Genomic DNA, 26,573 nt, shown 5'->3' with positions numbered 1-26,573 from the left:
GGACCCCGGAGATTGCCTAGAAAACACTCAATAAACGATTGAGCAAATAAACATGAAAAATCTAGGAATCCTCGCCTTCTTCAAGGCGAGGTTGTTCAATGGACAATGACCTCAAATTCAGCTATAAGTATAAGATTCATGAAAATGTCCTGTTTTCAATACAGGCATTAAATATAATTCATTATCCTTTCAATATAATCAAAGCAAATCTTTCAACTGTTATTTTTTGTGATGGAGCGTTTCATTTCCACCGAGGATATTGAAATAAGATTAGTTTTCAAACTGTGCATATAATTTAATTAACATTAAATCCAAAAATATAATTAATTATTTTTAATGGAGACAACTTATGGCTGATGAAAATGTAAAGCGTATGAGCAAAAACGAGTATTATCTTGCTATTGCCCTTGCTGTGTCAAAAAGAAGCACATGTCTTAAAAGAAGATACGGTGCGGTAATTGTAAACAATGATGAGATTGTAAGTACAGGATATAACGGAAATCCAAGGGGAGAGGAAAACTGCTGTGACAGAGGTGACTGTCAGAGGATGAATCTCCCGTCAAATTCAGGTCAGTACAATGATTGCTTTTCTGTTCACGCCGAACAGAATGCAATGATTAGTGCAAGCCGTAACGAGATGCTTGGATCAACAATATATCTTGCCGGAGAGAAGTTCGATGAGGGTGACTGGGTTGAAATCGATGATGCCGAACCGTGCCCGATATGCTTCAGGATGATTAAAAACTCCGGAATCGATCAAATCGTCAGTCAGAAAGGAATCATGAAGCTTCATGAATGATTGTGTAATCATATCCTATTAGGATGTGATTTTATACTATTTTTTTTTAAATCCAATATCTCACTTTTGCTTTTCCAAACATTAATACAATATTGTGCATAATATAATAATTAATGGGGTAAAAATATGGAAGACCAAAAGACTATAATCATATTGCTATGCGTAATCGTTGCAATTCTTGTTGTTGGTGTTGTAATGTTTTCGCCTTTGATGGCAAAGGAGGATTCAAAGCTCTCAATTGCCGATAAGAATGTCATTGCTGGAGATTCATTGGTGGTCAAGTTGACCGATTCCAATGGAACTGCTATAGCAAACGAGACAGTTAAGATCAAACTCACCGATAAGGACGGAATAACAATCGATGAGGATGTCTCTACAAACTCCAAGGGAAAGGCAAAACTGAAACTTGATGAAAAGGGAAAGTATTCTCTTGAATGCAGTTTCAATGGAAACTCCAAATATGACGGCTGCAGCATTTCAGACAATGTCACAGTCAAAAAGGCAGCCACCAAAAGCATCAGCAAGGAGCAGACATCAACTGCAGTTCACACAAGCAAATACGCTTCTGACGGATCAATCTATCCTGAATATGGTCCGGAAGTAGACCAGCAGGGAATCACACGTGAAGAGGCAATTGCAAGGGATATGCACTATATTGAAATGCAAGTCGATGGTGACAGGCCGGGTGAAATGGTTACCGTAGGAGGATATGTGGCATATGATCCTAAAGCGGGATGTTACCATACATAGGAGGTAGAATATGGAAAACAAAAATATCATAATAATATTGGCCGTAATTGCCGTTATTCTGGCCGTCATTGCAGGAGTGATGTTCATGCAATCAGGTCACGGTAAGGAGGCCAGTAAAATCAAGATTGTAAGTGACAAGTCACAGGATGTTGGAGGAACTCTGAAAATTCAGCTAACTGACATGAACAAGACCGCACTTTCTAAAGAGAAGGTCAAAGTCATAGTTGTCAACAAGAAAGGCAAGGTTGTGGTCAATGAGACAGTCAAAACCGACATGAAGGGTAAGGCAAAGCTTGATTTGGATTTGAAGAAGGGCACATATACCGTTAACGCGACATATGATGGAAATGACAACTACACAGGAAACTCAACTTCTCAGAAACTGACTCTTAAAGAGAAAAAAACTGAAAAGGTTGATGAGGTTGATTTAAGTAAATATCCGGAATATAGTTCTCAATTAGGTCATTATCGGAAAACTGGAATTGCTCAGGATGAATGTGGTGTTGTTGAATTGTCTAACGGTCAGTATGTTGTAATTGCCGGGGATGGACATTACGAATATCTTGGACAGGATTCACAGGGAAATATAAAGATGGGTAATAGGTTGTGATATTAAAGTTAAATAATTTAAGTCTTAAAAAATTAGTTTTAGTGATATGTGGTGAATAACCAAATATCACTTTTTTGTTTTTAATTTAATTATATTGGATTTCCGGCATTATCATAGCCTGCTTCATCCATATCGATGTATCCGTTTTCTCCGACATGGTAGTCAACCATACCATATTTGTTAAGCATATAGTCGTCAACTTCGCTCTGGCTGTACATTGGAGTTCCATCTGACTTGTATGCATATGCGGTTGGCTGTGAATTGCTTGATTCACTGGATGTTGGTGTGCTGGTGTCTGCTGAAACAGCGGTGGTAGTGGTTGTTCCCAGTTTCCAGTTGACACTTTTAATGATATTGGTCATTTCCTGTTCATCAATTCCGATAAGTATTATGGTTTGATTTACTGTAGTGTTATGTTTTATGCCCACATACACTTCTTTAATTTTGTTTTCATCATATCCCTGACCTAACTGATCGCCCAATTCCATAATGCTTTTCTTGTCAAGTTTGTATAAACCATTATCCTGCATTTCACCTTTATTTACGATGAGATCAGATAGAATTTTTGATGCCAATGCTCCAGCAAGATTGTTGTTGTCTATGCCGATAATTGTTGTATTTTTACCTGTTTGGTAAGTTGAACTGAAATTATCGTGACTTGTGAGATTTGTATCTGCTGATACTTCAATTGTGGTTCCGTTTTCAAATAATTCAACTGTTTTTGATGGTTCTTTTAATAGGGTGCCCATGATTGCTGCACCTAAAACAATTATTATGCCTATCAAGGCTACAATTATAATTTTTTGCTTATTTTCCATATTGTCACCTTATGTTTATATTTTGTAAGATAGAATATATACAATTTATTAACATTAACAAATCGAAAATAATTTTTCATGATTTTAAAATTAGTTTAAATGGTTTTAGGTTTGAAAAATAGTTAAGTGTAATCAATATCAATTGCAGAATAAAATCCTGCAATTTCCCAAGATATTGATATTATCCAACTAAACATTGGTCAATTAAGTTATCACCTAATTGTGGAGGTTTAACCTCTGTTTAATTATTAACTGTTAATGGTATATAAATATTTGCAAATAGATAGGGTGTGCTTTAAACAAGGGGAGAACACCGAAACTGGGATATTTCGAAAGAAACCTTAGATAAAATTAGATTACAATCTATTTGCGGGTGATAATTGAGAAATCATTACTTTTATATAAATATGTATAAAAGTACTATTAAGCAGATTGTATCAATTATTTGAGTTAAATCTACTGTAATAGTTATGGAAACTTCAGATTCCATAAATTGTTCCTCCAATATTTAGTTGGATTGAATCGGCACAAATCATTAAGTTATTTCTAAAATAAACGTTAAAATTAACTTTCATATGATTTCTCCTAATTCAAGAGTTCTCATTAATTATATAATTAAATTTACATTCTATATAAACTTTTTTAAGCTTAAATAATTATTTAATTATAAGTTCAAGTCAATATTGGCCTTAACTTGTAAAATTAACATTAAATAATATCCTAATGTATAATGGTTTAAATTTAAACAAAATTTAAATGGTGAATGGTAAGAGAGTTGTAAATTCTCTTAAAATATTATTTGTCTGATGTAGCAGATCTGAGCTTTAAATTCTGTCAAATCATGGGGATTTTTTTCTGTTATTGTCTTATGAAATCTCCCTTAGGCCTTGCTTCTATTCCAAGTCTTTTATACATTGCCCTTGTTTTAGGGTTTGACTCTATTGCAAGGTATTTGTCGGGTTCTTCTCCATGCTTAGGCAAAACCTCCTTTTTCATCCAGTATTCCTTAAGCTCATGAGGACGCTTGCCGAAGTTCCAGTAGGATTCAGCGATTTTCAAATCGGTGTTTTCACTGATGTGTTTTAGGGAATCCTCGGAAGTGTAATCAGGACTTGCTGTAATCAGAATGACATAATTGTCCTTGATTAATTCAACCAGTTCTTTTTCATATTTTCTCTTGTTGATTTTGGCAGGATATTTCTCATACCGAATTGACCATGAATTGCTGATTAGTGTGTAGTTTAAGTCCAGAAGAATGATTTTATCTTTTGGAATTGGAATTTTGGAGCTTATGATTTCATCCTTTTCTTCACTGTAGATTAACTTTTGACCGCAGTTGAGACAGTATTCCTCTGCGGAATCGTTTTTTGTTTCACATGCCGGACATATATTATATGTCATTTTTACACCTTTTGGTTATATGACTGCTTGAATAAATCCAGGAAATATTCGTAATCATCATCAGATTCATATTTCAGGTTATAATTAGCGTTTCCAGTGTGAGGTTTATCGGTAATGTCAGTTGCCTTGTCTGCATTTTCAAGATTATTGGCATAAAAGAATATGGTGAAACCTGATTTTAAGAATTTCACTACACAGACAAGTTTGCCGTTTGCCCTAAATGAGAATTGATCGACCTGAAAATTAAGTTCAACATCGCTGAACTCGTTTAATATATTGTCTTTCAGGTTAAAGTATAATTCCTTCATATATTCAGTTTTATCTTGTAATAATTGTTCTTCTGAATGTTTAAGGTCTTCTAAATTGATATTTATACTTTTAATCTCATTTGTTTTAAGGTTTTCATAGCTTACTTCACCATCGCTGAACAATGTTATTTTCCACAATTCAAAATTGTCTTTGGCCTCTTTTATTTGCTCATCACTGAATTTTGGTCCGATAATCATTACCTTGACATTATCAAAATCAACATCCTTTTTATTGTCCAGACGATTTAAAAAGTATTCGGGATTTTCCTGAAGCAAATCATAGTATTCCTGTGCCTGATTTAGTACATTCGCATTGAATTCATTTTTATATTCGATTATTACAAATGAATTGGCATCATTGTCAAAAGCCAGGTTATCCAATCTCAAATCATTCAGCTGAATTTCTGATGCAACAAATTCGAGACTGAACAATTCATCTAAGAAGTCTTGTGTTAATGTGTGAAGAATAAATTCACTTTTAAATGGTATTTCGGTTTTCATGAGGATAGTTATGTAAATGATGATATTTATACACAACTTATATTACAATGTTTTGAAAATAGTATAAATTAGTGGTGATTAACTTGATTGAAATAGATGAAATGCCAAAAAGTTGGACACAGGATCAAATAAAAATCTATGAAATTTACTCAAATCTTGCCGATAGTGATAATAAAGAAGCAATTAAAGAATTTGAAAATTTAATAAACAAATGGCTTGATGAAAGTCAATTGAAAATAGTTTCATGGAACTGTAATGGTAAATTCAGGGAAAAATTCAATGAAATAATTGATCTTGAAGCTGATATCTATGTTATTCAGGAATGTGAAGATCCTGCACAATCAACTGAAGAGGAATACAAGGAATTTGCAGGGGACAATTATTTCTGGACAGGAAACTTGCACTATAAGGGTCTTGGAATATTTGCAAAAGATGATGTAAAACTTGAAAGGATTGAGGATAATGGTGAGTTTCAACATTTCATTCCTGTCCGTGTAAATGATGAGTTTAATTTGCTTGGGGTTTGGGCAATGTCAAAGTATGTTGAAATGATTCACGACTACTTCGATGCAAATGAGGAGTTATTTGACGAAAATCTTGTTATGTGTGGTGACTTTAACAGTAATGTGAGGTTCAATGGACATCACCCAAAAGCAAAAAACCATACTGTATTGGATGAAAAACTTGTAAGTAAAGGTTTAAAGAGTGTTTATCATGAAATAACCGATGATGAACAAGGTTGTGAAAAATCAAAAACATTTTTCCAGGCAAGACATCTGAACAATCCGTTCCACTTGGATTTTGTTTATGCTGCTGAAAATGTGGTAAAAGACTTTGAAATACTAGACCATTACAGATGGGTTACTGTTAGTGACCATTTGCCACTTGTATTTAAGATTTAAATTATTAAAAGTGTTTTGAGTTAATGGCAAGGTGAAAAAAATGGGAATCTGTCCAAATTGCGGAAGCTGGGTTGATGAAGGAGACATCTGCATGAACTGTGGAGGCAGCGGAAGCTACAGTTCTGATAATGATGGCTGGGATTCAGGTTATGAACCCTCATACAGGCCAAGGAAAACTCCTGCAGACAGGCTGGGAGAGGAGGCCTGGGATTTGTACATGGATTTCAGGGACACGGAAGCACTCAGCGTCATTAATGAAGCTTTGGAATACGATGACAGACATCCGAACAACTGGAACAGAAAGGCCATCATCCTGGAGAGTCTCAAAAGGTTTGGTGAGTCTGAAAGATGCTACAATCGCTCATTGGAGTTGAGACGCTCCAGCAAGGTGTCGGACAACAAGGCAAGAATGCTATATGACTGGGCTTGTGAACTGCTTGAAAAGTCAAAGAAAATGTGCAACGGATTGTCAAAACTCGATGAGGCATCAGATACCATAACAAGGGCTATTGATGCACTTCCGGAACGGGGCAGTGAAGAGGATATCAAAAAATATCTCGGGCTGAGGGATTCAATCAATTTCAACAGGGATTACCAAAAGAAATTCTTTGCAAGCGTCAGGATCGTCGGTGAAAATGACATTGAAAAGCTCTTTACCATAACTGGAATTAAACATTATGGAAAAACCGATTTATATTACCATACTCCATTAAAGCTTGTCCGGGAACCAGAAAATGAATTTGACAATGATGCAATTGCAGTATATATGGACGATAAAAAAATAGGTTATGTTGCAAACAACATCTCCACTGCATATGAGGGCACCTCCTTGGCTTCACAACTCAAAGATAAGGTTCAAAAAGAGGCAAAGGCGGAGTATCTGATATATCTTGACAGATATGCAGAAATACAGTTCCATATCGGAAGGTTGATCGAATAACGTTAAACAGCTATTTTTCACTTATCTTTTCCAATAACTTTATGATTGTATTGTTCTGTTCGATTAGTTGCTTGTTCTGTTCTATAAGGATGTCCAGTTTGATTGTCTGGCTTGCAAGAAATCTTCCGTTAATCTTATCCAGCCTTGATATTCCCATTGTAACATATGACTTGTATACTCTGTCGGCCAGTTCTGCTTCCTGTGTGTATTGTGATATCTTTTTGTTTACAAGCTGAACATCCAATGATCCGATTTCTGATTCAACGGTTGGTATCACGGAAGGGTTGACTTCAACAAGATTTTTATCTTCAATCAGTTCAGTTCCACAGTCTATACAAAATTTGTTTCCTTTATTATAGGTCTTGTTGCACTTTGGACATTTCATGGTATCACTATTTATATATATTTTTATAACATATTATAAAATATGTTTTGTAAAAATTGTGGAAAGGAAATACCTGATGGTGCGACATTCTGTCCTCATTGTGGTGTTGAAAATCAAGAAAAGGCGTCTCCAAATAATAATTCTGGTCTTCTTAAAAAGGATAAGGACATGATTCTTGCATTAATCATATCCTTTATTTTCACAGGTTTGGGTGTTGCATATGCTGGAAACAAGAAGAAAGGGATAATCCTTTTTGTTTTAGGAATCATATTTGCCATTTTGGGAATGGGAATTTTTTCAGTAATAGCATTTCTGATTTGGGCATATGGACTTTATGCAACATACAATGAGGTTAAAATAGCCAATGGTGAAAGCAATCCCAATTTAATTGAAGACTTTAAAACTTGGGATTCATCCAAAAAGATTGGTGCAGTAGTTGCAGTAGTGATAATTCTTTTGATAGTAATAGCAGGTTCAATGTCAGCATTCTCTCCGAAAACATCTACTTCAGATTATACAAATGATGATTATACCTCAAAGGATAATTTGAATAGCAATAGCGTTTCATCCAGTTCCGGCAGTGGTGATAGCAGCTATTCATCATCATCCAACGGTCATGATGTGTCTTCACACTATGAGGGGGAGTACGGATCATCTGACTTGGAGGGAACAGTGAATGATGATGGAAGTGTTGATGCTCATGAGACCGGACATACTGATTATGGAGATTATGAAATAAATTCTCATATGGACAGTGACGGACATATTCATGGAACCGTTGATGTTGGTGGAAAGACATATTATGTAGAAAATTAGGTGATAACATGGTGAAATGTCAAAATTGTGGCAGTGAAGTAGTAGATGGGGCTCAATTCTGTGCCCAATGTGGTAGTGAAATAGTAGTTGAAGAAAACAAGGCAAATGTGTGTCCTGAATGTGGCAGTGAAGTGGCAGAGAAAATGAAATTCTGTCAAAACTGCGGATGTGAACTCAACAAGGACGAATCCGGAGAGGCAAAGACAAAGTTCTGTGCAAAGTGTGGCCATGAAATCGATGCAGGTCTCAAGTTCTGTCCGGAATGCGGAACTCCAACATCAGGTGTGACTCCGCCAAGCAACACTCAGGTAGTCGTCAGGTACGAAAAGAGTGCAGGTCTTGCGGCGGTGCTGTCATTTCTTATAATCGGTCTGGGTCAGGTGTATCTGGGCTTGACCAAAAAGGGAATCATACTCTTTGTTCTGGCAATTATTTCAGGAATTCTGATGCTGATATTTGTCGGATTCATATTGTGGCTTCTGGTTTGGGGTTATGCGATATATGACGCGTACAATTCAGCCGAAAAAATCAACAATGGAATTGAAGTCGAAGACACTCTTGATTTCAACAATCTCTTTTAGATTAATTAGGTTATGTTTATCATAACCTTTTTTTTAAACTCATGGTTGGAATTCAGTCAACTGCGTTGTATTTTTTGTTCAGTATTCCTCTCCAAGCCATCCCTGATTGATGTCGGGATATCCGCATTCCCCACAGTATCCGTCAAAGTATGGTGCGCCGCATGATGGACATTCGCTGTATGCATGGTTGGCGTAATGGGTGTTTCTTTGGGTTGTGTTGGTTGTTTTTCTTTTTGTTGTTGTGCTTTTGGAAGAGTCTCCGTCGCTGGCACAGCAGCATGCAATGACAACAATGAAAAAGAATAATGCAATAATCCAGTCTATCATGTTCATTCTCCTTCAAGTGGATATGTAAATGTTATAACTAATAGTATATATATGGTGTGGCTAATGTGATTAAAGATGGGGGAAATAATCATATCAAAATGAGTTTGGGAGGAAAATATTCAGAACAGGCCATTTCAACAAATGATCGCTCTGTATAATAAGTTGATGTTTCACCCTGTCAGAATGAAACATCAGGTGTTTTTTTATATGTTGCTCGAGTAATGTCAGCATCAACGCTTTTTCTTTTAATTTAATGAAGTCTGTCTTCAAATATTATCTATGAGATATTTCTCCTGTAAACCATAACATTTATATAATCCAAATACAAACAATTTATTAACAAAGTTTATTATTAATTTGTGTGTAACTTTGAAATTCAACTTTCACCAAACACCAGTTTTAGTGATTGTCGAAATAACCAGTTTCGGTGATAACATGGACTTGAAAGATTTAATTGAAAAATGTGACGAAGTGTATTATGCAGGTGACTACAGGGCTCTTGTAAAGGTGTGCGATGAAATTTTGGCTATTGATTCCAAAAACCCTGGTGCAATAGGATACAAGGGTGTAGCATACATATTCCTGAACCAGCCTGAAAAGGCAATCGAGATACTTGAGAAGGGTATGGAACTCTATCCCAAAAACTATTACATCAAAAACAACCTTTCAATGGCCTACTATGACATAGGGGAGTATGAAAAGTCCCTTGAAATCTCAGAAGAAGGGTTGAAGATTAAAAGTTTTGACTGGCTTTATGAAAACAAGATCAAGGCACTGCTCAAGCTTGACAGGATTGAGGAGGCAGAGGAGTGCTGGCAAAATTCAATCTTGCATGAGGATTTCACTGACCTTCTCATTGAGGCTGAAAAATATGAGGAGGCATTGAAATACTGTTTTGAAGAGGACTATGATGAGTGCAATGAGATAATTGACAAGGTCAAGGAGATCAATCCCCTTAAGGCAGGTGGGTTTTACATCTCATGGATTGATGCAATCAGGTCCTTCACAAGCATCGAATCATGTCCCGACTGTGGAGGCAGACTCCTTCCAATTGTATACGGATATCCTCCAACAGAACTGCTCGAACAGGCAGACCGTGAAGAGATCTTTTTGGGAGGGTGTGTTATTCCTCCAAATCCTGCCAATTACCACTGCATCGACTGTAGTCATGAGTTTGACCTTGGATGCAATGGTGTGGAAATTGAATTTGGTGATTTCCATGACTACACTGAATACAAAATCAAGGAGCTCACAGGATGCTTAAGAAACGATACAATGCTGTTCATAAGATCTGCTGATAAACTTAAGGATGACCTGAAGGGTATTGATGATATAGAATTCTATTTATTCATCAACCGGCTCACTAACCTTGGGTATCTCACATCACCACGTGAGGGATACGTTGCCCTTTCAGGTTTTGAGGATTTGAAGGTGGCGAAGGAATACTGTGATGAGGACAAATTCGCCGCTCCGAGATGGCTTGTATATCCCCAGCTTTCAATGGGAACCATAGGATGGAGAATGGGATACGGTGAAAACTATGTGATGAACGAACCGTATCACACTGAAGAGTTCAAAAGACTCTTCCCAATGCCAAAAAACTGGGAATTTTTCAGGAAAAGATCCGTTAAGGGACCTTATCCTCCACTCGGATTTTTCTGGAGTGAGGACGGAAAGCCGAAATATCCAAAAATCGACAGGGGAACTGAGGTGAATGATTTCATAACACTTGAGGATGAAAAGAAATTCACTTCTGACACCTTCAGCTTTTCCTCAATCGAGCATGCAGTTAGTCTTTCAAAGGCACTCTACTTTGAAAGGTACCATGACAAGAAAGTGGACTTGAAGGCACTTGAGGATTTGGAATATAATCTGGAAGAGGAAAAAATCTGGGATGACTTCGAATATACAGTCCTTTTGAATGCAAGCTACTATAAAATCATGCAGGATGAGGAATTAACCCAAAAGCTTCTTTCTACTGGTGATGAGCCTCTCCTTTACGTTTCAGATGACTGCGAAAACCTCTTTGGAAGGGCGCTTATGGAGCTTAGGGATGAGATAAGAAGGCTTACCCAAAACATTGACAGAATCGACTGGGAATTTACAGAATATTTGAAGCATGTGCCGTGGATGTGATATGATGGATCAATTTGAAAGGGAACTTATGGATAAATGCAGCAGGTTTGGGAATTATTCCTCAATCGAGGAATATGTTGATGATATCGTGGCCTGCTTGAAGACATTCTGCAGATACAGTGAAGGTGAAGCAAGGGATTTTGTCAAATTTGAGAGGGATATGGTTAAAAGGATGTATGATGCCAGATATCCTGCATACGATTTGGCAATGGACTATTATCCAATATGCGGATAAGGTGGTAATATGGGAAAATATCCAATGACCTATGAGGAATATGAAAAAAGGGTGATATTCTTATTTCTAAAAGTATATCCTGAAGATAAACAGGAAATGATGGTTGACAGGTTAAATAAACTGCTGGAAGATGATCCCAAATTCATTGATGGATTGTATGGGGAGTCATGCTTCAGATATGATAGGCAGGATTTGTATGGTGAAACCTGTAAAAAAGTATTTGAAGATCAGCTATTGGAATCCATACCGGTTAATACATTGCATATGGTGTTGGGAGGAAATTTCTAGAAAATAGGATAAATATTAGAGGAAGATAATTAATGACAAAAAAATACCCATTAACCTATGAAGAATATGAAAAAAAGTAACAGAGTTATTCCTAAAACTATACTCTCAAGACAAACAAGACATGGGTATGGAAAGATTAAATGAATTACTGGATGAAGACTCTCAATTTATATTACTTGTCCCATTTTCAAATAGAAATTGTTATCATATTGTTAATACAAAATATAATATGTGGTGATATTTTGGATAACATAGATGATTTGAAAAAGCAAGTGCAGGTGGACAATTCAGCACTTGAGGAAATGCTTGAAGGTGAATTGACACCAGAAAATCAGATTGAATTTCTAAAGGCATTGAAGGACTCATATCTCTATTTGCCGGTGTCATTTTCCGATTCCATGTTTGAGGGAATTGAGGATTCAAAACCCGGTGACGTATTCGAGACAACCGGCGAGGAAGGATTCAACATTAATTATGTAAGTGACGCTCAGGGAAGAAGGGCAGTTCCCCTTTTTACAAGCGAGGATATGATGAAGAAGGCCGGTATCACCTCATCCGTTATGGTGATGGACCCGTCAGGCATTGCGGATATGATCAAGGACTCCGACAGGTATGTGGCGGTTACAATCAATCCCCTTACCGAACATGAAATGGGTCTTCCTTTCGAGGCGTTTGTCGGAATATTTGCTGAACCTACCGAAGAGGAAAAGCAGTTTCAGGAAGCGCTGAGTGAAATGCTGGAAGCCTTGGCAAAGAATTCATACACTCTTGAGGAGGATATGGCCTTTGTGATGAGGGATGACGAGATTACGTTAAAGGACCATGCGCAGAATGGTGTCTTTGTCGTTAACATGCCTCTTTTTGTTTCAAGGGATAAGGATTTCAGGAAAGGCCTGAAGTATACGAATATTCTGCTTTTTGATGCGGGCAAAAAGGTTCTTCCTTTAGGTGGTGTTGGAAAGGATGAATATGATACTGTTGTAGCTCCCGGAAGCGAGTTCGTACTTGTTGAGGAGATTGATGAGGTTACATCCGTCTGGAGATGCGGCGAACAGCCGTTTTACGATGAGCTCTAGGTGAGATTGTGGAAAATCAGAAAATAATCATTGCTCTTTTGTGTGTAATCGTGGCAATACTTGCCGTTGGCCTTATAATGTTTTCTCCGCTAACCGCAAAGGAGAACACCTCTCTTGAGGTTCCGGATAAGGAAATTAATGTCGGTGATTCGCTGGCGGTAAAGCTCACTGACAGTAAGGGAAACCCGATTTCCAACGCAACCGTGAATGTCAGATTTACGGACAAGGACGGAACAGTCATTGATGAGGATGTGACTACCAATTCGAAGGGTGTTGCCAAACTGAAGATGGATGATGAGGGCAAATATTGCCTCAATTGCAGCTTTAAAGGTGACGGTCATTATTCCCCAAGTGAAATCTCAACCAATGTCACGGTCAAAACCGTCAAGACCGAGGTTGTGAGTGCAGCTGAAAAGTCACCGTCACAGAGTTCTGAAAGGGAGGAATATAAGATAACTCCCGATGGATGGGACCCTAAAGAGCATGAGGTTTCACGTGAAAAGCTTGATAACGGATATGAAAGGGTAAATTATGATGATGGCTATATGAGAGTCGTCGATAAGGATGGAAATATAATAACTCATGGATGGTAAATTTAGTGAGGTTTTTAGAATGGAAAACAGGAATATAATTATAATATTGGTTGTAATAATTGCAATTCTTGCGATTGCAATTGGAGCGGTTCTTTTTAGTTCTCATTTTCAAAAGGATCCCTCAGTATTAAAGGTAACCAGTGGCCAGTCACAGAATGAAGGCGGAAAGATTTCAGTGATTTTGACAGACTTAAGTGAAAATCCGATTTCAAAAGAGATTGTGAACATTAAAGTCACCAACAGTAAGGGCAAGGTCGTTGTTGATGACGTTGTCAAAACCGATGGTAACGGTAAGGCAAAGCTTGACATGGACCTGAAAAAGGGCAAATATGATGTTGTTGTCTCTTTCGCTGGAAACGATAAGTATGCTGCTGACAATGCAACACAGGAACTGACAATCAAGGAAAAAGAGGTAGCTGCTGAAACCCAATCCTCCTCTGAGCCACAGCGTACAGCATATGCATACAAGTCAGACGGTACTCCTATGTACAGTCAGGCTGAGGTGGACAGTTATATGTACAACAAATATGGTTCAGTCAACTATCACCTTCAGGACAACGGTTATGTCAACCTTGATGAGCCTGGTTTTGATGACAAAGGAAACTATGTAGGTTATTATTAGATTTTTTTAGAGGGGGTGCTTTGCACCCTTGATATCTTTTTTTAGTTATATTTATTATATTGCTGAAACACCTGCAGAGGAGTTCGTTCCGGCTGTTAGTGAAGTTGTTTAGTGAATGGATAACCATCCATTCATTTTTCTTTTTTTTTAAAAAAATTAGGGTAATTTTTGTTGATGTGAGGTCATCACAGTGTGGAAGTGTGATGGCTTTGGTTGGGTGGTTAGATGTTTTCCAGAATTTTCAATCCCAATTCTGTGTTTTTGTATAATCTGCCCTTTCGCGCATCCTCATTTAAGCAGACTACAATTTTATTGTCCTTTAAACTCTTTAGGACATTTGATACATGATTTGTTCGCAAACCAACTTCTTTTGCGATTTTTGAGGGTGTCTTCATTGAGTTTCCAAGGCATCTGATGATGTTTTGACGATATTCAGATGCCATTATATAGCCTATCATTTTAAAAAGTTCGTTTTCATCCATAATTATTCTTTGTAAAACATTAAATACATTTGTGTATATAACTTATCAATTGTTTGTGCATCTTTGTGTACAGTTTAATAGTATTTTGAATTATTTAGGTGACATTCGTGTTATTCTTGTAAAGTTTAGTATTCGTCTTGAAAATATATGCACAACTTATATTATCCTATTTCGATAGATATATGAACTGACAGATAAGACTTTTGAATTGGAATCCGTGAAATTTTTTCTAAAGGGAGATTTTTAATGACTGACTATTGATTGTTTACCATAACTCATCCGGCAGCCCGAAGGATTTATTGGAGCTTTCGAAACAAAAGCTCACATTCAGCGAGGTCATAACCATATATTCATTCATTGAAAGGGCCGACCACCATTCAGGTGACAATTTATCCTCCGAAAGGTGTATGAATGACGGCACCTTTGAAAACCTTAAAAAGAGAATTGATGAGATAAAGGATGAAATGTAGTGTGATTCTTTTATCAATTTTTTTGAATTTTGCCTAATTCATTTCAGTACTTTGAAACTTAAATACTATTTTCACACATCATTGATTCATTCTGATTTATCATTAATCACTTTCTGTAATATTTCAATAAGTTCATGTAGATGAGATGAAATGATTTGGAAAAAATATATGACTTAATTACCTTTATAGAATGTATTTTTTCATCTCTAACTGATTGCAATGCGCCTAATCACTAAAGATGTAGTTAAATTTAAATATTTTAATCAAGTTAATAAAGTAAAGGGGTAGTGTTAGTGTGGAAGATGAAACATTAAGGAAATATGGATTTATTATCATTAGCTCATACAGGGTAAAAACAATAAAGGCACTCAAGGATGAAACCAAGATTCCGTCTCAAATTGCAAGGGATACCGGAATCAGGACAAACCACATCTCAAAGGTTCTTCGTGAACTTAAGGACACTGGTGTTGTTGAATGCATCAATGAGGACCAGAAAAAGGGAAGATTATACAGACTGACTCCTGAGGGCGATGAAATCGCAGACATCTTAAAATAGATTTTTTTTAAACTTTTGGAAAATTATTATTAACATGTAGTACATATCATTAGATATGGAATTTAGGGAAATGGAAACTGTAGAATACTTCAGGAAATTCAACTATCGTGACCTGGCGATATTTTTGATACCTGTTATAGTGTTTTCCATTTATCTATTTATATTCAATCCGGGCATTGCAACAACAGACACCTTCAACCAGTTTCACCAGATTGCATCCGGCGCATTTACAAACTGGCATCCGTTTTTCCATACGTTCATTGAGATGATGTGTCTGAGCGTTTATCCGAGCACCATTTCAATTTGTGTCTTTCAGATTTCAGTGTTTTCTGTGATGTGGGCCGTAATCTGTAAATACTTCAGGGACGATGACGGGAATGTCTTTAAATGGCAGGTGATCTTTTCTCTAATTGTCTGTGTGATTCCGATAAACGGACTATATTCAATAACCATGTGGAAGGACATACTCTTCAGCTACTGCATGATGTTTCTGTGTTTTTTAATCATGGTGATGATTGACCGGAAAGGCAATGTTGATTTGAAGTTCATTGTATTGCTTTCTTTGATTATGGCCTTTGTCTCACAGCTCAGGGGAAACGGATTTTATGTTGTTCTGGTTTGCATAGTCGTCTATATGGCCTATCTTATCTTGAAAAGGAACGTGAAGATGGGTGTTGCTTTAACTATTTTAACCGTGACATTCATTCTTTTGATTTCATCACTGAATGTTGCATATGAGGTTTCAGACAATGAAAAGGATGCATTTGCAACCAAACTTGCCCATATGCTTGCCGACTATGACCTGAACCTTGACATTGAGGATGGCGACAGGCAGAAGATTCACACACTCATCAATCCCGACAAGATCAACGAATCATACAGAAAAACGAATACCGACCCGATTTTTGCAATTACGGACTACAAGGAGTTTGAGGCCAACAGGTCCACCTATGTGGACCTTGCCGTGAAATATTCACTTCGCGACCCTCTCCACTGCATGCAGTATCTCTTTGAATCCTCACCGATGGTGTGGAACATCTTCAAGGACGGCTGGAACGGAAGGCCGTATTACATGAGCGCCGACCACGACAGGCTTCAGAGCGATTTCAACTACTATTATGGGGCCCATAAGTATAATGTGACACAGCCATATGAAAACCTTTCATATGCAAACTGGGGAACTCCGGCATTTGACGCCTTGAATAATCTGGCGCTGGGTATAGAGACAAGCGTGTTCGACACCTTCCTGAACAGTCCGGCACTCTACATGTACATTTCAATAATCCTTCTGATACTGATGCATGCGCTGACCCGTTCGAAGGAAGTTTATCTGATGTATGTTCCGAACCTTTTGAATATTGTCATTGTGTTCTTTTCAACACCTATACAGGATTATAGATATTTGTATGCAAATCTGCTTGTTTGCTATCTTCTGGTGATAATCTGGATGGGATTAAGTAAAGGTTCTGGTGAATCTGTTCTTTCAAGAGGATTTTTCAAACGTATATTAAACAAATGATGATTTTATTTCATCGTAATCTTTTTTTTTAAAATGAACATATTTTAATTTTATTTAAATATTTACAAATTATTTCTAATTTAAACATAACTTAAATATAAAATTATATATACTTTAAAAATTATATAGTTATTTATATAATAATTAATGAGAAAATAATGAATAAACATTTAAAGCATGCTATGTTTGGTCTTAAAAAACCAGTTACAAAAGTAGAATTAAAATCTACTATTGTGGGCCTTTAAATGAAGAAAATTATTCAAGTTAATAGTTAAAAATCAATAAATGTTGATATAAGACAGTCAACAGGTTTTTTGGGGTTTGTAGATTTTATGTTATTTTCAGGTTTTGCCTGTAATTTATATTAAAAGACATCGCTCCTTGATAAATACAACTGTCATCTAACATTTGTTGGTCACGAATTTAATCGGGAGGGATAAAAATGAAATTAAATCAAATTTTAATAATTATTGTAAGTATATTTATTATTGCATTAGCAATTAACGCTGTCAATGCTGCTCAAATTGATAGTGATGCATCTGAAGTACTTACTGTATCAAATAATGATGATATCATTTCATCTGCGGATAATGATGTTTACACATCCTCTGGAACAACCCATACTTATAAAGTAAAGGGAAAAAGTGTTTATATTAAAGATTATAATCCTAAATATAAATTATCTAAAAAGGCTAAAAAACAAATAAACAGTGTTAAAAAAGCTCCTAAAAAGACTTATAAATTAATTATTGATCATGATACATATAAGGATTTAAGATTTGCCAAAAAAAATAAATTCAGTGATTTTTATACATTTGATACTAATTATAAGTGTAAAGTACTTAAACCAGTATTAAAATCTAAAACCGTTAAAAAAACTATTGTAAATAAGAAATACACCAATCCTCAGAAGTATTCCAGGGATTATAGTAGATATTTTAACAAATACAGTTCTGATAAATATAATATGAAAGTTAAGTTTCATTATTATAAAGGAACTAATACTATTAAATATGCAACAATCAAGGTAACAAAAAAAGTAAAACAAACAAAAATAATCAAATTTAAAACAGTTTATACAAAGGTTAAAGCTGAAATTGGTTATGCCGCTCATAATGGTCAATTAAGTAAAGGAAACCATTTATTCTTTATAGGAAATATATTCGGCTATGATTTTACTCATTATGTCGCCAGTAAACATAATTTTAGTATTTAATTTATCATAAGAAATTAAAGAGTGATAAAATGGAAAATAAGCAAATTATCATAATTTTAATAGCTATAATTATTGTTCTTGCAGCCGCCGGGTTCATGCTTTTAAATCATTCAAATGCTAAGAATCCTACTGAAATAAAGATCACAAGTGACAAGTCACAGTATGAAGGTGGTAAGCTGTCAGTCAAGCTGACTGACATGAACGGTACAGGAATTTCCAAAGAGATTGTAAACATTACAGTCACAGACAAGAAGGGTAAAGTTGTTGTGGATGATGTCGTAAAGACCAACTCAAAGGGTAAGGCCAGTCTTGATTTGGATTTGAAGAAAGGAAAGTATACCGTAAATGTCACATATGGCGGTAATGAAAACTACACTGGAAACAACACCAATCAGAAATTGACTATTAAGGAAGAGGTCGTTGAACCTGAACCTGCAGTAACATCTTCTGCTGAGAGCTCTTCAAGTGCAAGTGATAATTCCTTTGACCATGCACCGAGGGATGGAGTTGATTATGACTCTTCAAAGATGTCTTATCAGGAATATGAATCAAAAATTAAAAATAATCCTAATGGACATTATGACATGGCCGGAAATTATTATGCTCCGGGTCAGGGTCAATAAATCAAAATAACAATGTAGATGCTATTGCATCTACAGCTTTTTTTTCAAATGATTGGTATATCATTATTTTGACTAATTTTATATATCATATTTTTTGATGAACATTTTTTAGTTTTATTTAAAATTTATAACTTTTTTTTAATGTAAAATTAATTTAAATATAAAATTATATATACTTTAAAAAATATATAGTTATTTAGAAAATAATTTAACAAAACATGGTGGAATTATGAAGAAAATAACTAAAATTACAATCGCCCTTCTTGCAATCTTCGTGATTGGAATGACGATTAGCATGGCTTTTGCAGACCCGGTATCAGCCGCCAAATATAAAGGGAAAAAGTCAATAACCGTTAAGGTTAAGGACGGTAAAAAGACAATTAAAATAAAATGCAGATATAAAAGCGGATATGGTGGCAGTTATCATGGTCAAAAGGGAAAATATATAGTTGATGTTTGGAAAGGACCGAAACAAAGTCCAATTTATAATGGATGGAATACTCAGGCAAAAAACCTTAAAACACATAAGGCATGCAATATGCTAGGCCATAAGAAACCAGTTACAACATTAAAATTAAGGTATTACGTTTAGTTTTTTCAATAAATATAATCTCCAATTATACGCAATGATATTCCTGATGCTTAAACGTTAGGGAATATTATTTTTAGATTTGAATGGGGACATTTGCCCCATTCACAACTTTTTTTTAGATTTTTCCCATAAAGCAATATTCTACCTTAACAAACAGTTTGTGAAGGTTTTTCATTTAAAGTAAATAAATATAATGTATTAACAAGATATACAATATTAAGGTGAATATCAAATGGAAAATAAGAATATAATCATAATATTGCTTATAGTCGTTGTGATTCTTGCGGCAGTTCTTGGCTTCATGTTCTTAAATAAAACAAATCCCAAGGATTCTACTAAAATAAAGATTACAAGTGACAAGTCACAGTATGAGGACAGTGCCGAATTGTCAATTAAACTAACTGATATGAACGGAACTGCACTTTCAAAGGAAATAGTGAATATTACAATAACCGATAAGAAAGGCAAGGTTGTTGCGGATGATGTTGTTAAAACCAATTCCAAGGGTAATGCCAAACTTGATTTGAACTTGAAGAAGGGCAAATATAGTGTCAATGTTACCTATGACGGAAATGAAAACTTCACTGCAAATCACTCCTCTCAAAATTTAACCATTAAGGAGGAAGCCTCCACTTCGGAAGTTTCCAGCGGTGAATCCCAATCATCATCAGGCACTCCGTATGACATTAATAACCTGCCTCCAACTAATGATCCGTATCCTGAAACAAACAGGTATTATATTGATGAAAACTATATCAAACAGGAGTATGCGGACGGTTATATGAGAACTGTGGATGTCAGAACCGGTGAAGTGCACAGTTTGGGATTTAAATAAATATGATGTGGATGACAATCATCCACAAATTTCTTTTTTTTCATTGTTTTTCAATCTTTTTTTCATCAACGAACACTATCGCCAGAACTAACGGATTTACATGCAGGATAGCGCATCACTGCGGTCCGGTTGAATGCCGGAACGGCCATGATGACAGTTCCAAATATGGGAATAGCGCTTCGAAAATCCGTCTTGATTTTGTAATATATATGTAACATAAAGTTTTTGCTTTATGTTTTTTATGTACAATAATTTACATATATATTATCAATAAAAATAGACACTTTCACATATTGGCGCTATCTCGTTGAACTTTAAATCATTTTCATACTCCAAATTTGGATTTAATTTAAGAAAATGAAGCGGGCAATGTATTTTAATTGAATATGTGGAGTAATATAACTTACTTCAATTAGTGATTTGGATGAATGATGATAAATTGAATGATTTCATTAAAAAAAGACCGTTTCCTGCTTATGATGGTGATGGAAAATATATCTTTATTAGCTATTCGCACAAAGATGCTGAGATAGTATTTTCCGAATTAAAGAAATTTAAAAATGAAAAATATAATATCTGGTATGACCAGGGTATTGACATTGGAATAGATTGGGATGATGCCATTGCCGAAGCTTTGGAAGCATGTTCTCTATTCGTATGTTTCATCAGCAAAAATTCCCTTGCATCTTCCAACGTTATTAATGAAATTAAATTTGCAGATGATGAAAACAAGGACATTATTCTAATTTATCTTGATGAGAGTCAATTGACCGGAGGACTTAAGTTGCGTCTCAGAAACAGGCAGTCCATTTTAAAATTCACAATGAGTCCTCAGGAATATTCCCTCCAATGGAAAAAGGCCTTTAAAAAATTCATTACTCCCGAACAGCAGAAACCGCCAAGTTCACAAAATTTTGATTATCTCAATGATCTCATTCAAAATGGTGGAAAATCAATTAATTTGGACTTTGATATTAAAATAAAAGAGGATGAAAAATCCAGATATCGAGAGGGAATTTCTCTAGATGAGGACAATCTCGTAATTGATGGAAATAAGCATTTCATTGATGCGAATTTTTTAAATCGTATTTTCAACATTACCGGGAAAAATATTCTAATCAAAAACTGCACTTTCAAAAATGGCCATAACAGCTTCGTTGGCAGTGAAAAACATGAGACCGGTGGAGGAGCCATTTTCATTGATAAGGATGCATCGGTATCCTTTTTTGATTGTAAATTCTTAAACAATCATTCTGAAAGTGATGGGGGTGCTATTTTCAATAAAGGAAACATGTTAAGTGCTAAAAAATGCAATTTTGAAAACAATTCAAGCAAATTGTCCGGTGGCGCAATCGCCAATCTTAACAAGTTAAACATTTTCAAGTCAATTTTTAAAGAGAATAAATCCCATAATGGCGGTGCGATTTACAATTATCATGAATCCTCCCTATCCATAAGGGATTCAAAGTTCAGAAATAATTCTTCAGAGATGTTTGCAGGTGCAATATATAACTATGGAGATTTAAAGGCAGAGGAATGCAGTTTCTCAAACAATTTTTCAAAGGGTGGAGGTGCAGTCATGAATTACGGTCATGCTGAGATATCCTCAACCTCCTTTAAGGGGAATTCCTCAACATTCGGTGGAGCCATATTCAATATGGCCAAAAATCTGGTTCATTATTCAAATAATCATTCCACAAATCTCATCGATGACGGATACATTAAAGTTGTTGACTGCAATTTCGCCTCCAATAGCGCCATAAAACTGGGTGGAGTAATCTGCAATTTAAGCAAGTCAAAATTCGACAGGTGCATTTTTGGAAAAAATACCGCAAGCAGTTTCTCTCATTTTATCAGCAACGGTCCCGAGGGCATTTTAAAAAATGACAATACCGTTGAACTGACCCAGTTCATATCGGTCTTAACAATCGTGGGGTGTGACTTTAGAATCGGAGGCATCCTTGAGAACAATGCAATCTACAATCAGAAAAATTGTCTGTTAACTATTGACTCGCAAACCGTACTCAACAAGAAATCAGCGAAAGATAATTCCAATATACTACTAAACAGAGGTAAAATAGAATTTAATTAGTTAAAAAGCATTCATTGTATTTGATGCTATTTGAGAGGGATATTATGAACTTTTCTAATTCCGTTCATGTCATTTGGGAAGTAAGCCTGGCAGAAGTCTTAATGTCAAATAGGGAATTCATCGAACCCGAACATTTGTTGATTGGAATATTCAGTTTGGATAAGGTCGTAAACCTGTTCAAAACCAATGAGAAACAAATAGATTCAAGCATATTCCAATCAATTAAACAGGAATGTAATGAAATTCAGGGAATCTTTTCCAATTTCGATATTTCACTGACCTCGTTTCGCCACCTGTTGAGACTGAATATTGAACAGGGTTCCTTCACAGATCACGGTAATGTCATTCACAGAAGTGAATATTCAAAAGACCTGTTTAAAAAAGCTCAAAAAATCGCCATTGCTGAAGGCTTGATAGAATTTCGTGCGGTTCACCTGCTGAAAGCGATTTTGGAAGAGGACATTGAATGCATCAATCAGACCCTGGAACTTTTCAGCATTAGTCGCACTGAAATTCTTGAGACCATTGATAATAAGACCTTTGCGGAATTGCCCGATCCCAATTCCATCCTGAGCAGATACGGCATTGACCTGACTGAACTTGCAAGGGAATCCAAGCTGGACCCTGTAATTGGAATGGACGCAGAACTGCTGAAACTGGTGAGGACATTAAATAAGCGTGGGAAGAATAACGCCTTGATTGTTGGTGAAGCGGGAGTCGGTAAGTCAACATTGGTTCGAAAATTGGCAATAGAAATATCCAAGGGCACTCTTGGAAAAAACATGAACAGCAAAACCATTGTCGAATTGAATATGGGCTCTTTGATTGCGGGAACCAAATATCGCGGTGAATTTGAAGAGAAAATCAGCGATTTAATAGATGAGGCTAAAAAGGATCCCAACCTGATTCTGTTCATTGATGAGGCCCATACCATTATCGGAACCGGCAGTTCCGGAAGCTTGGATGCATCAAACATGTTTAAATCCGCATTGGCCAATGGGGACATATCAATTATCGGAGCAACCACTCTGGAAGAATTCACGTTATATTTTGAAAAGGAATCCGCTTTTGAGAGAAGATTTCAACCGATCATGGTTAAGGAACCGTCCTCCGATGAGGTCATTAACATTTTGCATCACCTGAAGGGAAAATATGAGGAGTTTCATAATGTAAGAATTTCCGATGAGGCAATAAATTCCGCAGTGCACTTGTCAGTCAAGTACATAATCGATAGGAACCTGCCAGATAAGGCATTGGATGTTATTGATGAGGCATGCTCCAGAAAGGTGATTCCAAAAATCAACTCTTCTGAGGATTCCATTTCAGACAACTGTGTAACCGAACAGGATGTCAAGTCGGTTATCTCAGACTGGAGAGGCATTCCCGTCATTGACTATTCGTTTGCAATAGATAAACTGGAGCATATGGAGGATTTCCTCAACGGCCAAATAATCGGTCAGAAAAAGGCGATGAACACGATTTCAAACAGGATTAAAAAAGCCCTTTTAGGCATTCAGGACATTGAAAGGCCACTTGCGGTGTTCATGTTTTTAGGTTCAAGAGGTGTCGGCAAATCGTATACGGCATCAGTCTTATCCGAATTTCTATTTGAAAATACAAGATCATTTCTTAGGGTTGACCTTTCTGAGTTTAGCGACAGTTCAACAATTACAAGGCTGATAGGTTCCCCTCCCGGATATAAAAATAATGATGAAGGCGGATTTCTGACAAATTACATTAAGAACAATCCATCTTCAGTCATATTGTTTGACAACATCGAAAAGGCCCATCCTCAAGTGGTTGATGTTCTGCTGCAGCTGTTTGACAGGGGAATTATTGTCGATTCAAAGAACAATGAGATTATAGCCAATAACTGCATTTTTATAGTAACCGGATTTTTGGTTCATGAATCCGGAGATTATCATGTGATTTATGGAGCCTCCTCGAGCGGTGATAAAAATCAGGAATTGAAGAATCTGAACAGATTTTACAGAACAGACCTGTTGGATGTGATAGACGATTTTGTCGTATTTAAACAGCTGGATGTTAATGATTTTGAAATCCTGGTTAAAAAAGCCATCGAAAAACTCTCCAATAGGCTTTATTCGGAAAAACACATTAGGTTAACTTTTGATGATGATGTTTTTGAATTTTTAGGTAAAAAAGGATTTGATAAGGAAAATGGAGTAAAATATCTTGATAAGTTCATTGAAAAAATGGTTGAGTTCCCATTGGCGGATTTGATTCTTAAAAAGAAAATCAGCTTTGACAATGAGGTTAATGTTAGTTTACATGAAAATAAATTAAGTTTTAATGTTAAAAGGTGAAATGTGGGTTTAAGATGTCTGAACAGAACACAATGTTAAAAATTAATAGTATATTGAACGGAAAATATATTGTTGAAAAATACCTGGGCGGGGGAGCGTTTGGTGAAGTTTATCGTGTAAAACACAAGTATTTAAAGAACAGACGTGCAATCAAGATCTTTAAAAATTCACCGGACATTAAGGGAAATCCCTCTTCGATAGAAAAATTGTTGGAAGAGGCAATATTGCTTACGAAATTTGACCATAAAAATATTGTTAAGGTCCATGATGCGGGAATTTTCACAACAGATGATGGTGACGGTCATGTATTTTTTGAAATGGATTTCTATTCAAAGGATTTGGATGAGTATTGGAAATCCTTCGGCGCCAGATTTATGCCTGTGGATATTGTAGTGACTCTCATTAAACAAATCTGTTATGGTTTGGATGTCCTGCATTCGGAAAATCCTCCAATGATTCATAGAGACATTAAACCCCAAAACATCATGGTTGATTTTGATAATGATGGTTGTCCGATAGCAAAATTAACCGATTTCGGATTGGTAAAGGCGGTTAACCCATCAAGTTTATATGCAAGTGCAAAAGGAACTCTGGCTTTTAAGGCACCCGAATTTCTAGAAAAGAAAGATGACACTTCAACTGACATTTTTGCTGTGGGCGTTACATTTTACATGCTTTTAACTGATAACTTCCCTTATCCTATTGATAGTGAGTTTGATGTAATGACCGGCAGTTGGTTAAAAAATAAGCCAAAACCGATTAGTGAGTATAATCCTCTTGTTCGTGATGAGAAATTGGAGGAAATCGTTTTCACTGCAATTTCAACCGATCCTGAAAAAAGATATAGGGATGCAAAGGAACTTTTGGATGCGATTACCGAATGGGAAAATTCTAAAGATTCATCCGCTCCCAAATCTGAGGACATTAAAAAAGACTCTAAGGCTTCCGAACCGGAAAGGGTTTCTGTAACTGCAAAGGAATCCGACCAGCCTAATGATTCCGGAAGCATAGGTTCTGTTTCTTTAAAAACCGACCGTTCGAACGAATCTGGTAGCATAGGTTCTGTTTCTTTAAAAACCGATCATTCTAACGAATCTGGTAGCATTGGTTCTGTTTCTTTAAAAAACAATCAATCGAATAAATCAGTGCGTACTGAGAGTGTTTTTGAAAACCAAAATCAATCCGACGTGTCTGAAAATGATGATTCTCCCTTTAAAGCGGATTTAGGTTCTCTCAGCAATCCGTTCGTATCTGAAAATCTTGAGGAGATTTTCGGGGGAGGGGAGATAAGTGAAGTGCCTTCACAAAAGCAGCCGGAAATAATTGAAGAAAAACCGGAAGTGAACTCTGATGAATTGATTAGAGATGCATTATGGGCGGTTTCTAATTCATTAGATTATGAACGTGGAGTGGATTATTTAAATCAGGCCTTTAATCAGGACCCTGAATTAAAATCGGTATACGGTTCAAAATTGGAGTTGTGGAAATGTTTTATCTTAATGCAAAATCCCGATACCATTGATGAGGGTATATTCAACCTTAAAAAATTAGCTGATGAAAACACTCTAATAAAAAATGATTATGCTTTTGCATTTGATTTGTTATCTAAAAAAGATGCTAAACTTTTGGAAAAGGAAGCGCTGTTCAGTAATGCTTATAATAAGCCTAAAGAAGCCAGCACATTTTTGGAGTTGGCCATGTTGCTTGATGTGACAATTAAAAACAGGTATAAAAACAAGCTTAAAATATTAAAAAACGGCACTACAATTTAAT

29 protein-coding genes are annotated in these 26,573 nt (G+C 36.0%); 23 read left to right on the top strand and 6 right to left on the bottom strand.

Going from position 1 to position 26,573, the window contains the following annotated elements; genetic code table 11:
• Positions 1-349: 349 nt before the first annotated feature.
• The 3 genes from QZV03_RS05420 to QZV03_RS05410 all read left to right on the top strand — a co-directional run bounded on the left by QZV03_RS05420 (position 350) and on the right by QZV03_RS05410 (position 2,159).
• Positions 350-799 (top strand): dCMP deaminase family protein, encoded by a 450-nt coding sequence (locus QZV03_RS05420; RefSeq protein WP_296874686.1) that lies wholly within the window; start codon positions 350-352, stop codon positions 797-799.
• 126 nt (positions 800-925) lie between these two features.
• On the top strand, positions 926-1,549 hold the full coding sequence (locus tag QZV03_RS05415; RefSeq protein ID WP_296874685.1) for a hypothetical protein: 624 nt from the start codon (positions 926-928) through the stop codon (positions 1,547-1,549).
• A 10-nt stretch (positions 1,550-1,559) separates the two neighbouring features.
• A complete protein-coding gene (locus QZV03_RS05410; protein WP_296874684.1) occupies positions 1,560-2,159 on the top strand; it encodes an Ig-like domain-containing protein in 600 nt (199 codons plus the stop codon).
• A gap of 89 nt (positions 2,160-2,248) precedes the next feature.
• On the opposite strand, the gene QZV03_RS05405 is transcribed toward QZV03_RS05410, so the two are convergent.
• The 3 genes from QZV03_RS05405 to QZV03_RS05395 all read right to left on the bottom strand — a co-directional run bounded on the left by QZV03_RS05405 (position 2,249) and on the right by QZV03_RS05395 (position 5,187).
• Positions 2,249-2,977: a hypothetical protein gene (locus QZV03_RS05405; RefSeq protein ID WP_296874683.1), complete on the bottom strand. Its 729-nt coding sequence runs from the start codon at positions 2,975-2,977 to the stop codon at positions 2,249-2,251.
• An 858-nt stretch (positions 2,978-3,835) separates the two neighbouring features.
• Positions 3,836-4,378 carry an NIF family HAD-type phosphatase gene (locus QZV03_RS05400; protein ID WP_296874682.1) on the bottom strand — a complete coding sequence of 181 codons (543 nt, stop codon included), beginning with the start codon at positions 4,376-4,378 and terminating at the stop codon, positions 3,836-3,838.
• A gap of 2 nt (positions 4,379-4,380) precedes the next feature.
• Positions 4,381-5,187, bottom strand: a complete 807-nt coding sequence (locus QZV03_RS05395; RefSeq protein WP_296874681.1) for a DUF5655 domain-containing protein — start codon at positions 5,185-5,187, stop codon at positions 4,381-4,383.
• 83 nt (positions 5,188-5,270) lie between these two features.
• Between QZV03_RS05395 and QZV03_RS05390 the strand changes: the two genes are divergently transcribed.
• The gene (locus QZV03_RS05390; RefSeq protein WP_296874680.1) at positions 5,271-6,089 is read left to right on the top strand and encodes an endonuclease/exonuclease/phosphatase family protein; all 819 of its coding nucleotides are present in this window, start codon (positions 5,271-5,273) and stop codon (positions 6,087-6,089) included.
• A gap of 40 nt (positions 6,090-6,129) precedes the next feature.
• A complete protein-coding gene (locus QZV03_RS05385) occupies positions 6,130-7,029 on the top strand; it encodes an HIRAN domain-containing protein (protein WP_296874679.1) in 900 nt (299 codons plus the stop codon).
• Positions 7,030-7,039: 10 nt separating this feature from the next.
• On the opposite strand, the gene QZV03_RS05380 is transcribed toward QZV03_RS05385, so the two are convergent.
• A complete protein-coding gene (locus QZV03_RS05380; protein ID WP_296874678.1) occupies positions 7,040-7,414 on the bottom strand; it encodes a zinc ribbon domain-containing protein in 375 nt (124 codons plus the stop codon).
• Positions 7,415-7,456: 42 nt separating this feature from the next.
• Here QZV03_RS05380 and QZV03_RS05375 point away from each other — a divergent pair, with 42 nt between their 5' ends.
• On the top strand, positions 7,457-8,230 hold the full coding sequence (locus QZV03_RS05375; RefSeq protein ID WP_296874677.1) for a zinc-ribbon domain-containing protein: 774 nt from the start codon (positions 7,457-7,459) through the stop codon (positions 8,228-8,230).
• Positions 8,231-8,238: 8 nt separating this feature from the next.
• Positions 8,239-8,811: a zinc-ribbon domain-containing protein gene (locus QZV03_RS05370; protein WP_296874676.1), complete on the top strand. Its 573-nt coding sequence runs from the start codon at positions 8,239-8,241 to the stop codon at positions 8,809-8,811.
• A 78-nt stretch (positions 8,812-8,889) separates the two neighbouring features.
• Here QZV03_RS05370 and QZV03_RS05365 read toward each other — a convergent pair whose 3' ends face one another.
• Positions 8,890-9,138 (bottom strand): hypothetical protein, encoded by a 249-nt coding sequence (locus QZV03_RS05365; protein WP_296874675.1) that lies wholly within the window; start codon positions 9,136-9,138, stop codon positions 8,890-8,892.
• Positions 9,139-9,573: 435 nt separating this feature from the next.
• On the opposite strand from QZV03_RS05365, the gene QZV03_RS05360 reads away from it, so the two are divergent.
• The 6 genes from QZV03_RS05360 to QZV03_RS05335 all read left to right on the top strand — a co-directional run bounded on the left by QZV03_RS05360 (position 9,574) and on the right by QZV03_RS05335 (position 14,088).
• A complete protein-coding gene (locus tag QZV03_RS05360) occupies positions 9,574-11,274 on the top strand; it encodes a hypothetical protein (RefSeq protein WP_296874674.1) in 1,701 nt (566 codons plus the stop codon).
• A gap of 1 nt (position 11,275) precedes the next feature.
• A complete protein-coding gene (locus QZV03_RS05355) occupies positions 11,276-11,509 on the top strand; it encodes a hypothetical protein (RefSeq protein WP_296874673.1) in 234 nt (77 codons plus the stop codon).
• Positions 11,510-11,518: 9 nt separating this feature from the next.
• A complete protein-coding gene (locus tag QZV03_RS05350) occupies positions 11,519-11,797 on the top strand; it encodes a hypothetical protein (protein WP_296874672.1) in 279 nt (92 codons plus the stop codon).
• A gap of 242 nt (positions 11,798-12,039) precedes the next feature.
• Positions 12,040-12,873: an SseB family protein gene (locus tag QZV03_RS05345; RefSeq protein WP_296874671.1), complete on the top strand. Its 834-nt coding sequence runs from the start codon at positions 12,040-12,042 to the stop codon at positions 12,871-12,873.
• A gap of 8 nt (positions 12,874-12,881) precedes the next feature.
• Entirely contained in the window at positions 12,882-13,466 is a 585-nt protein-coding gene (locus QZV03_RS05340) for an Ig-like domain repeat protein (protein ID WP_296874670.1), read from the top strand.
• 19 nt (positions 13,467-13,485) lie between these two features.
• Positions 13,486-14,088, top strand: coding sequence for a hypothetical protein (locus tag QZV03_RS05335; protein WP_296874669.1), 603 nt, complete (start codon positions 13,486-13,488; stop codon positions 14,086-14,088).
• A 221-nt stretch (positions 14,089-14,309) separates the two neighbouring features.
• Here QZV03_RS05335 and QZV03_RS05330 read toward each other — a convergent pair whose 3' ends face one another.
• Positions 14,310-14,570, bottom strand: coding sequence for a winged helix-turn-helix domain-containing protein (locus QZV03_RS05330; RefSeq protein WP_296874668.1), 261 nt, complete (start codon positions 14,568-14,570; stop codon positions 14,310-14,312).
• A 257-nt stretch (positions 14,571-14,827) separates the two neighbouring features.
• On the opposite strand from QZV03_RS05330, the gene QZV03_RS05325 reads away from it, so the two are divergent.
• The 10 genes from QZV03_RS05325 (at position 14,828) to QZV03_RS05280 (ending at position 26,572) form a co-directional block, all read left to right on the top strand.
• Positions 14,828-15,040, top strand: coding sequence for a hypothetical protein (locus QZV03_RS05325; RefSeq protein WP_296874667.1), 213 nt, complete (start codon positions 14,828-14,830; stop codon positions 15,038-15,040).
• Between the two features lie 295 nt (positions 15,041-15,335).
• Positions 15,336-15,596, top strand: a complete 261-nt coding sequence (locus tag QZV03_RS05320) for a winged helix-turn-helix domain-containing protein (protein ID WP_296874666.1) — start codon at positions 15,336-15,338, stop codon at positions 15,594-15,596.
• Between the two features lie 55 nt (positions 15,597-15,651).
• Positions 15,652-17,115 (top strand): DUF6020 family protein, encoded by a 1,464-nt coding sequence (locus QZV03_RS05315; RefSeq protein ID WP_296874665.1) that lies wholly within the window; start codon positions 15,652-15,654, stop codon positions 17,113-17,115.
• A gap of 442 nt (positions 17,116-17,557) precedes the next feature.
• Positions 17,558-18,331 carry a hypothetical protein gene (locus QZV03_RS05310; protein ID WP_296874664.1) on the top strand — a complete coding sequence of 258 codons (774 nt, stop codon included), beginning with the start codon at positions 17,558-17,560 and terminating at the stop codon, positions 18,329-18,331.
• A 29-nt stretch (positions 18,332-18,360) separates the two neighbouring features.
• Positions 18,361-18,954, top strand: coding sequence for a hypothetical protein (locus tag QZV03_RS05305; protein ID WP_296874663.1), 594 nt, complete (start codon positions 18,361-18,363; stop codon positions 18,952-18,954).
• A 229-nt stretch (positions 18,955-19,183) separates the two neighbouring features.
• Positions 19,184-19,546: a hypothetical protein gene (locus QZV03_RS05300; RefSeq protein WP_296874662.1), complete on the top strand. Its 363-nt coding sequence runs from the start codon at positions 19,184-19,186 to the stop codon at positions 19,544-19,546.
• Positions 19,547-19,778: 232 nt separating this feature from the next.
• A complete protein-coding gene (locus tag QZV03_RS05295) occupies positions 19,779-20,381 on the top strand; it encodes an Ig-like domain repeat protein (RefSeq protein ID WP_296874661.1) in 603 nt (200 codons plus the stop codon).
• A 424-nt stretch (positions 20,382-20,805) separates the two neighbouring features.
• Positions 20,806-22,473 carry a toll/interleukin-1 receptor domain-containing protein gene (locus QZV03_RS05290; protein WP_296874660.1) on the top strand — a complete coding sequence of 556 codons (1,668 nt, stop codon included), beginning with the start codon at positions 20,806-20,808 and terminating at the stop codon, positions 22,471-22,473.
• Between the two features lie 44 nt (positions 22,474-22,517).
• Positions 22,518-24,800, top strand: coding sequence for an AAA family ATPase (locus QZV03_RS05285; RefSeq protein WP_296874659.1), 2,283 nt, complete (start codon positions 22,518-22,520; stop codon positions 24,798-24,800).
• A gap of 14 nt (positions 24,801-24,814) precedes the next feature.
• Complete coding sequence (locus QZV03_RS05280) at positions 24,815-26,572, top strand: serine/threonine-protein kinase (protein ID WP_296874658.1); 1,758 nt, start codon at positions 24,815-24,817, stop codon at positions 26,570-26,572.
• The last annotated feature ends 1 nt before the right edge of the window (position 26,573 follow it).

It is taken from the genome of uncultured Methanobrevibacter sp., from assembly GCF_902788255.1.
Classification (GTDB): domain Archaea; phylum Methanobacteriota; class Methanobacteria; order Methanobacteriales; family Methanobacteriaceae; genus Methanocatella.
Note: the sequence above shows the minus strand (reverse complement) of the source record. Positions and strands in the feature narration are given on the sequence as shown.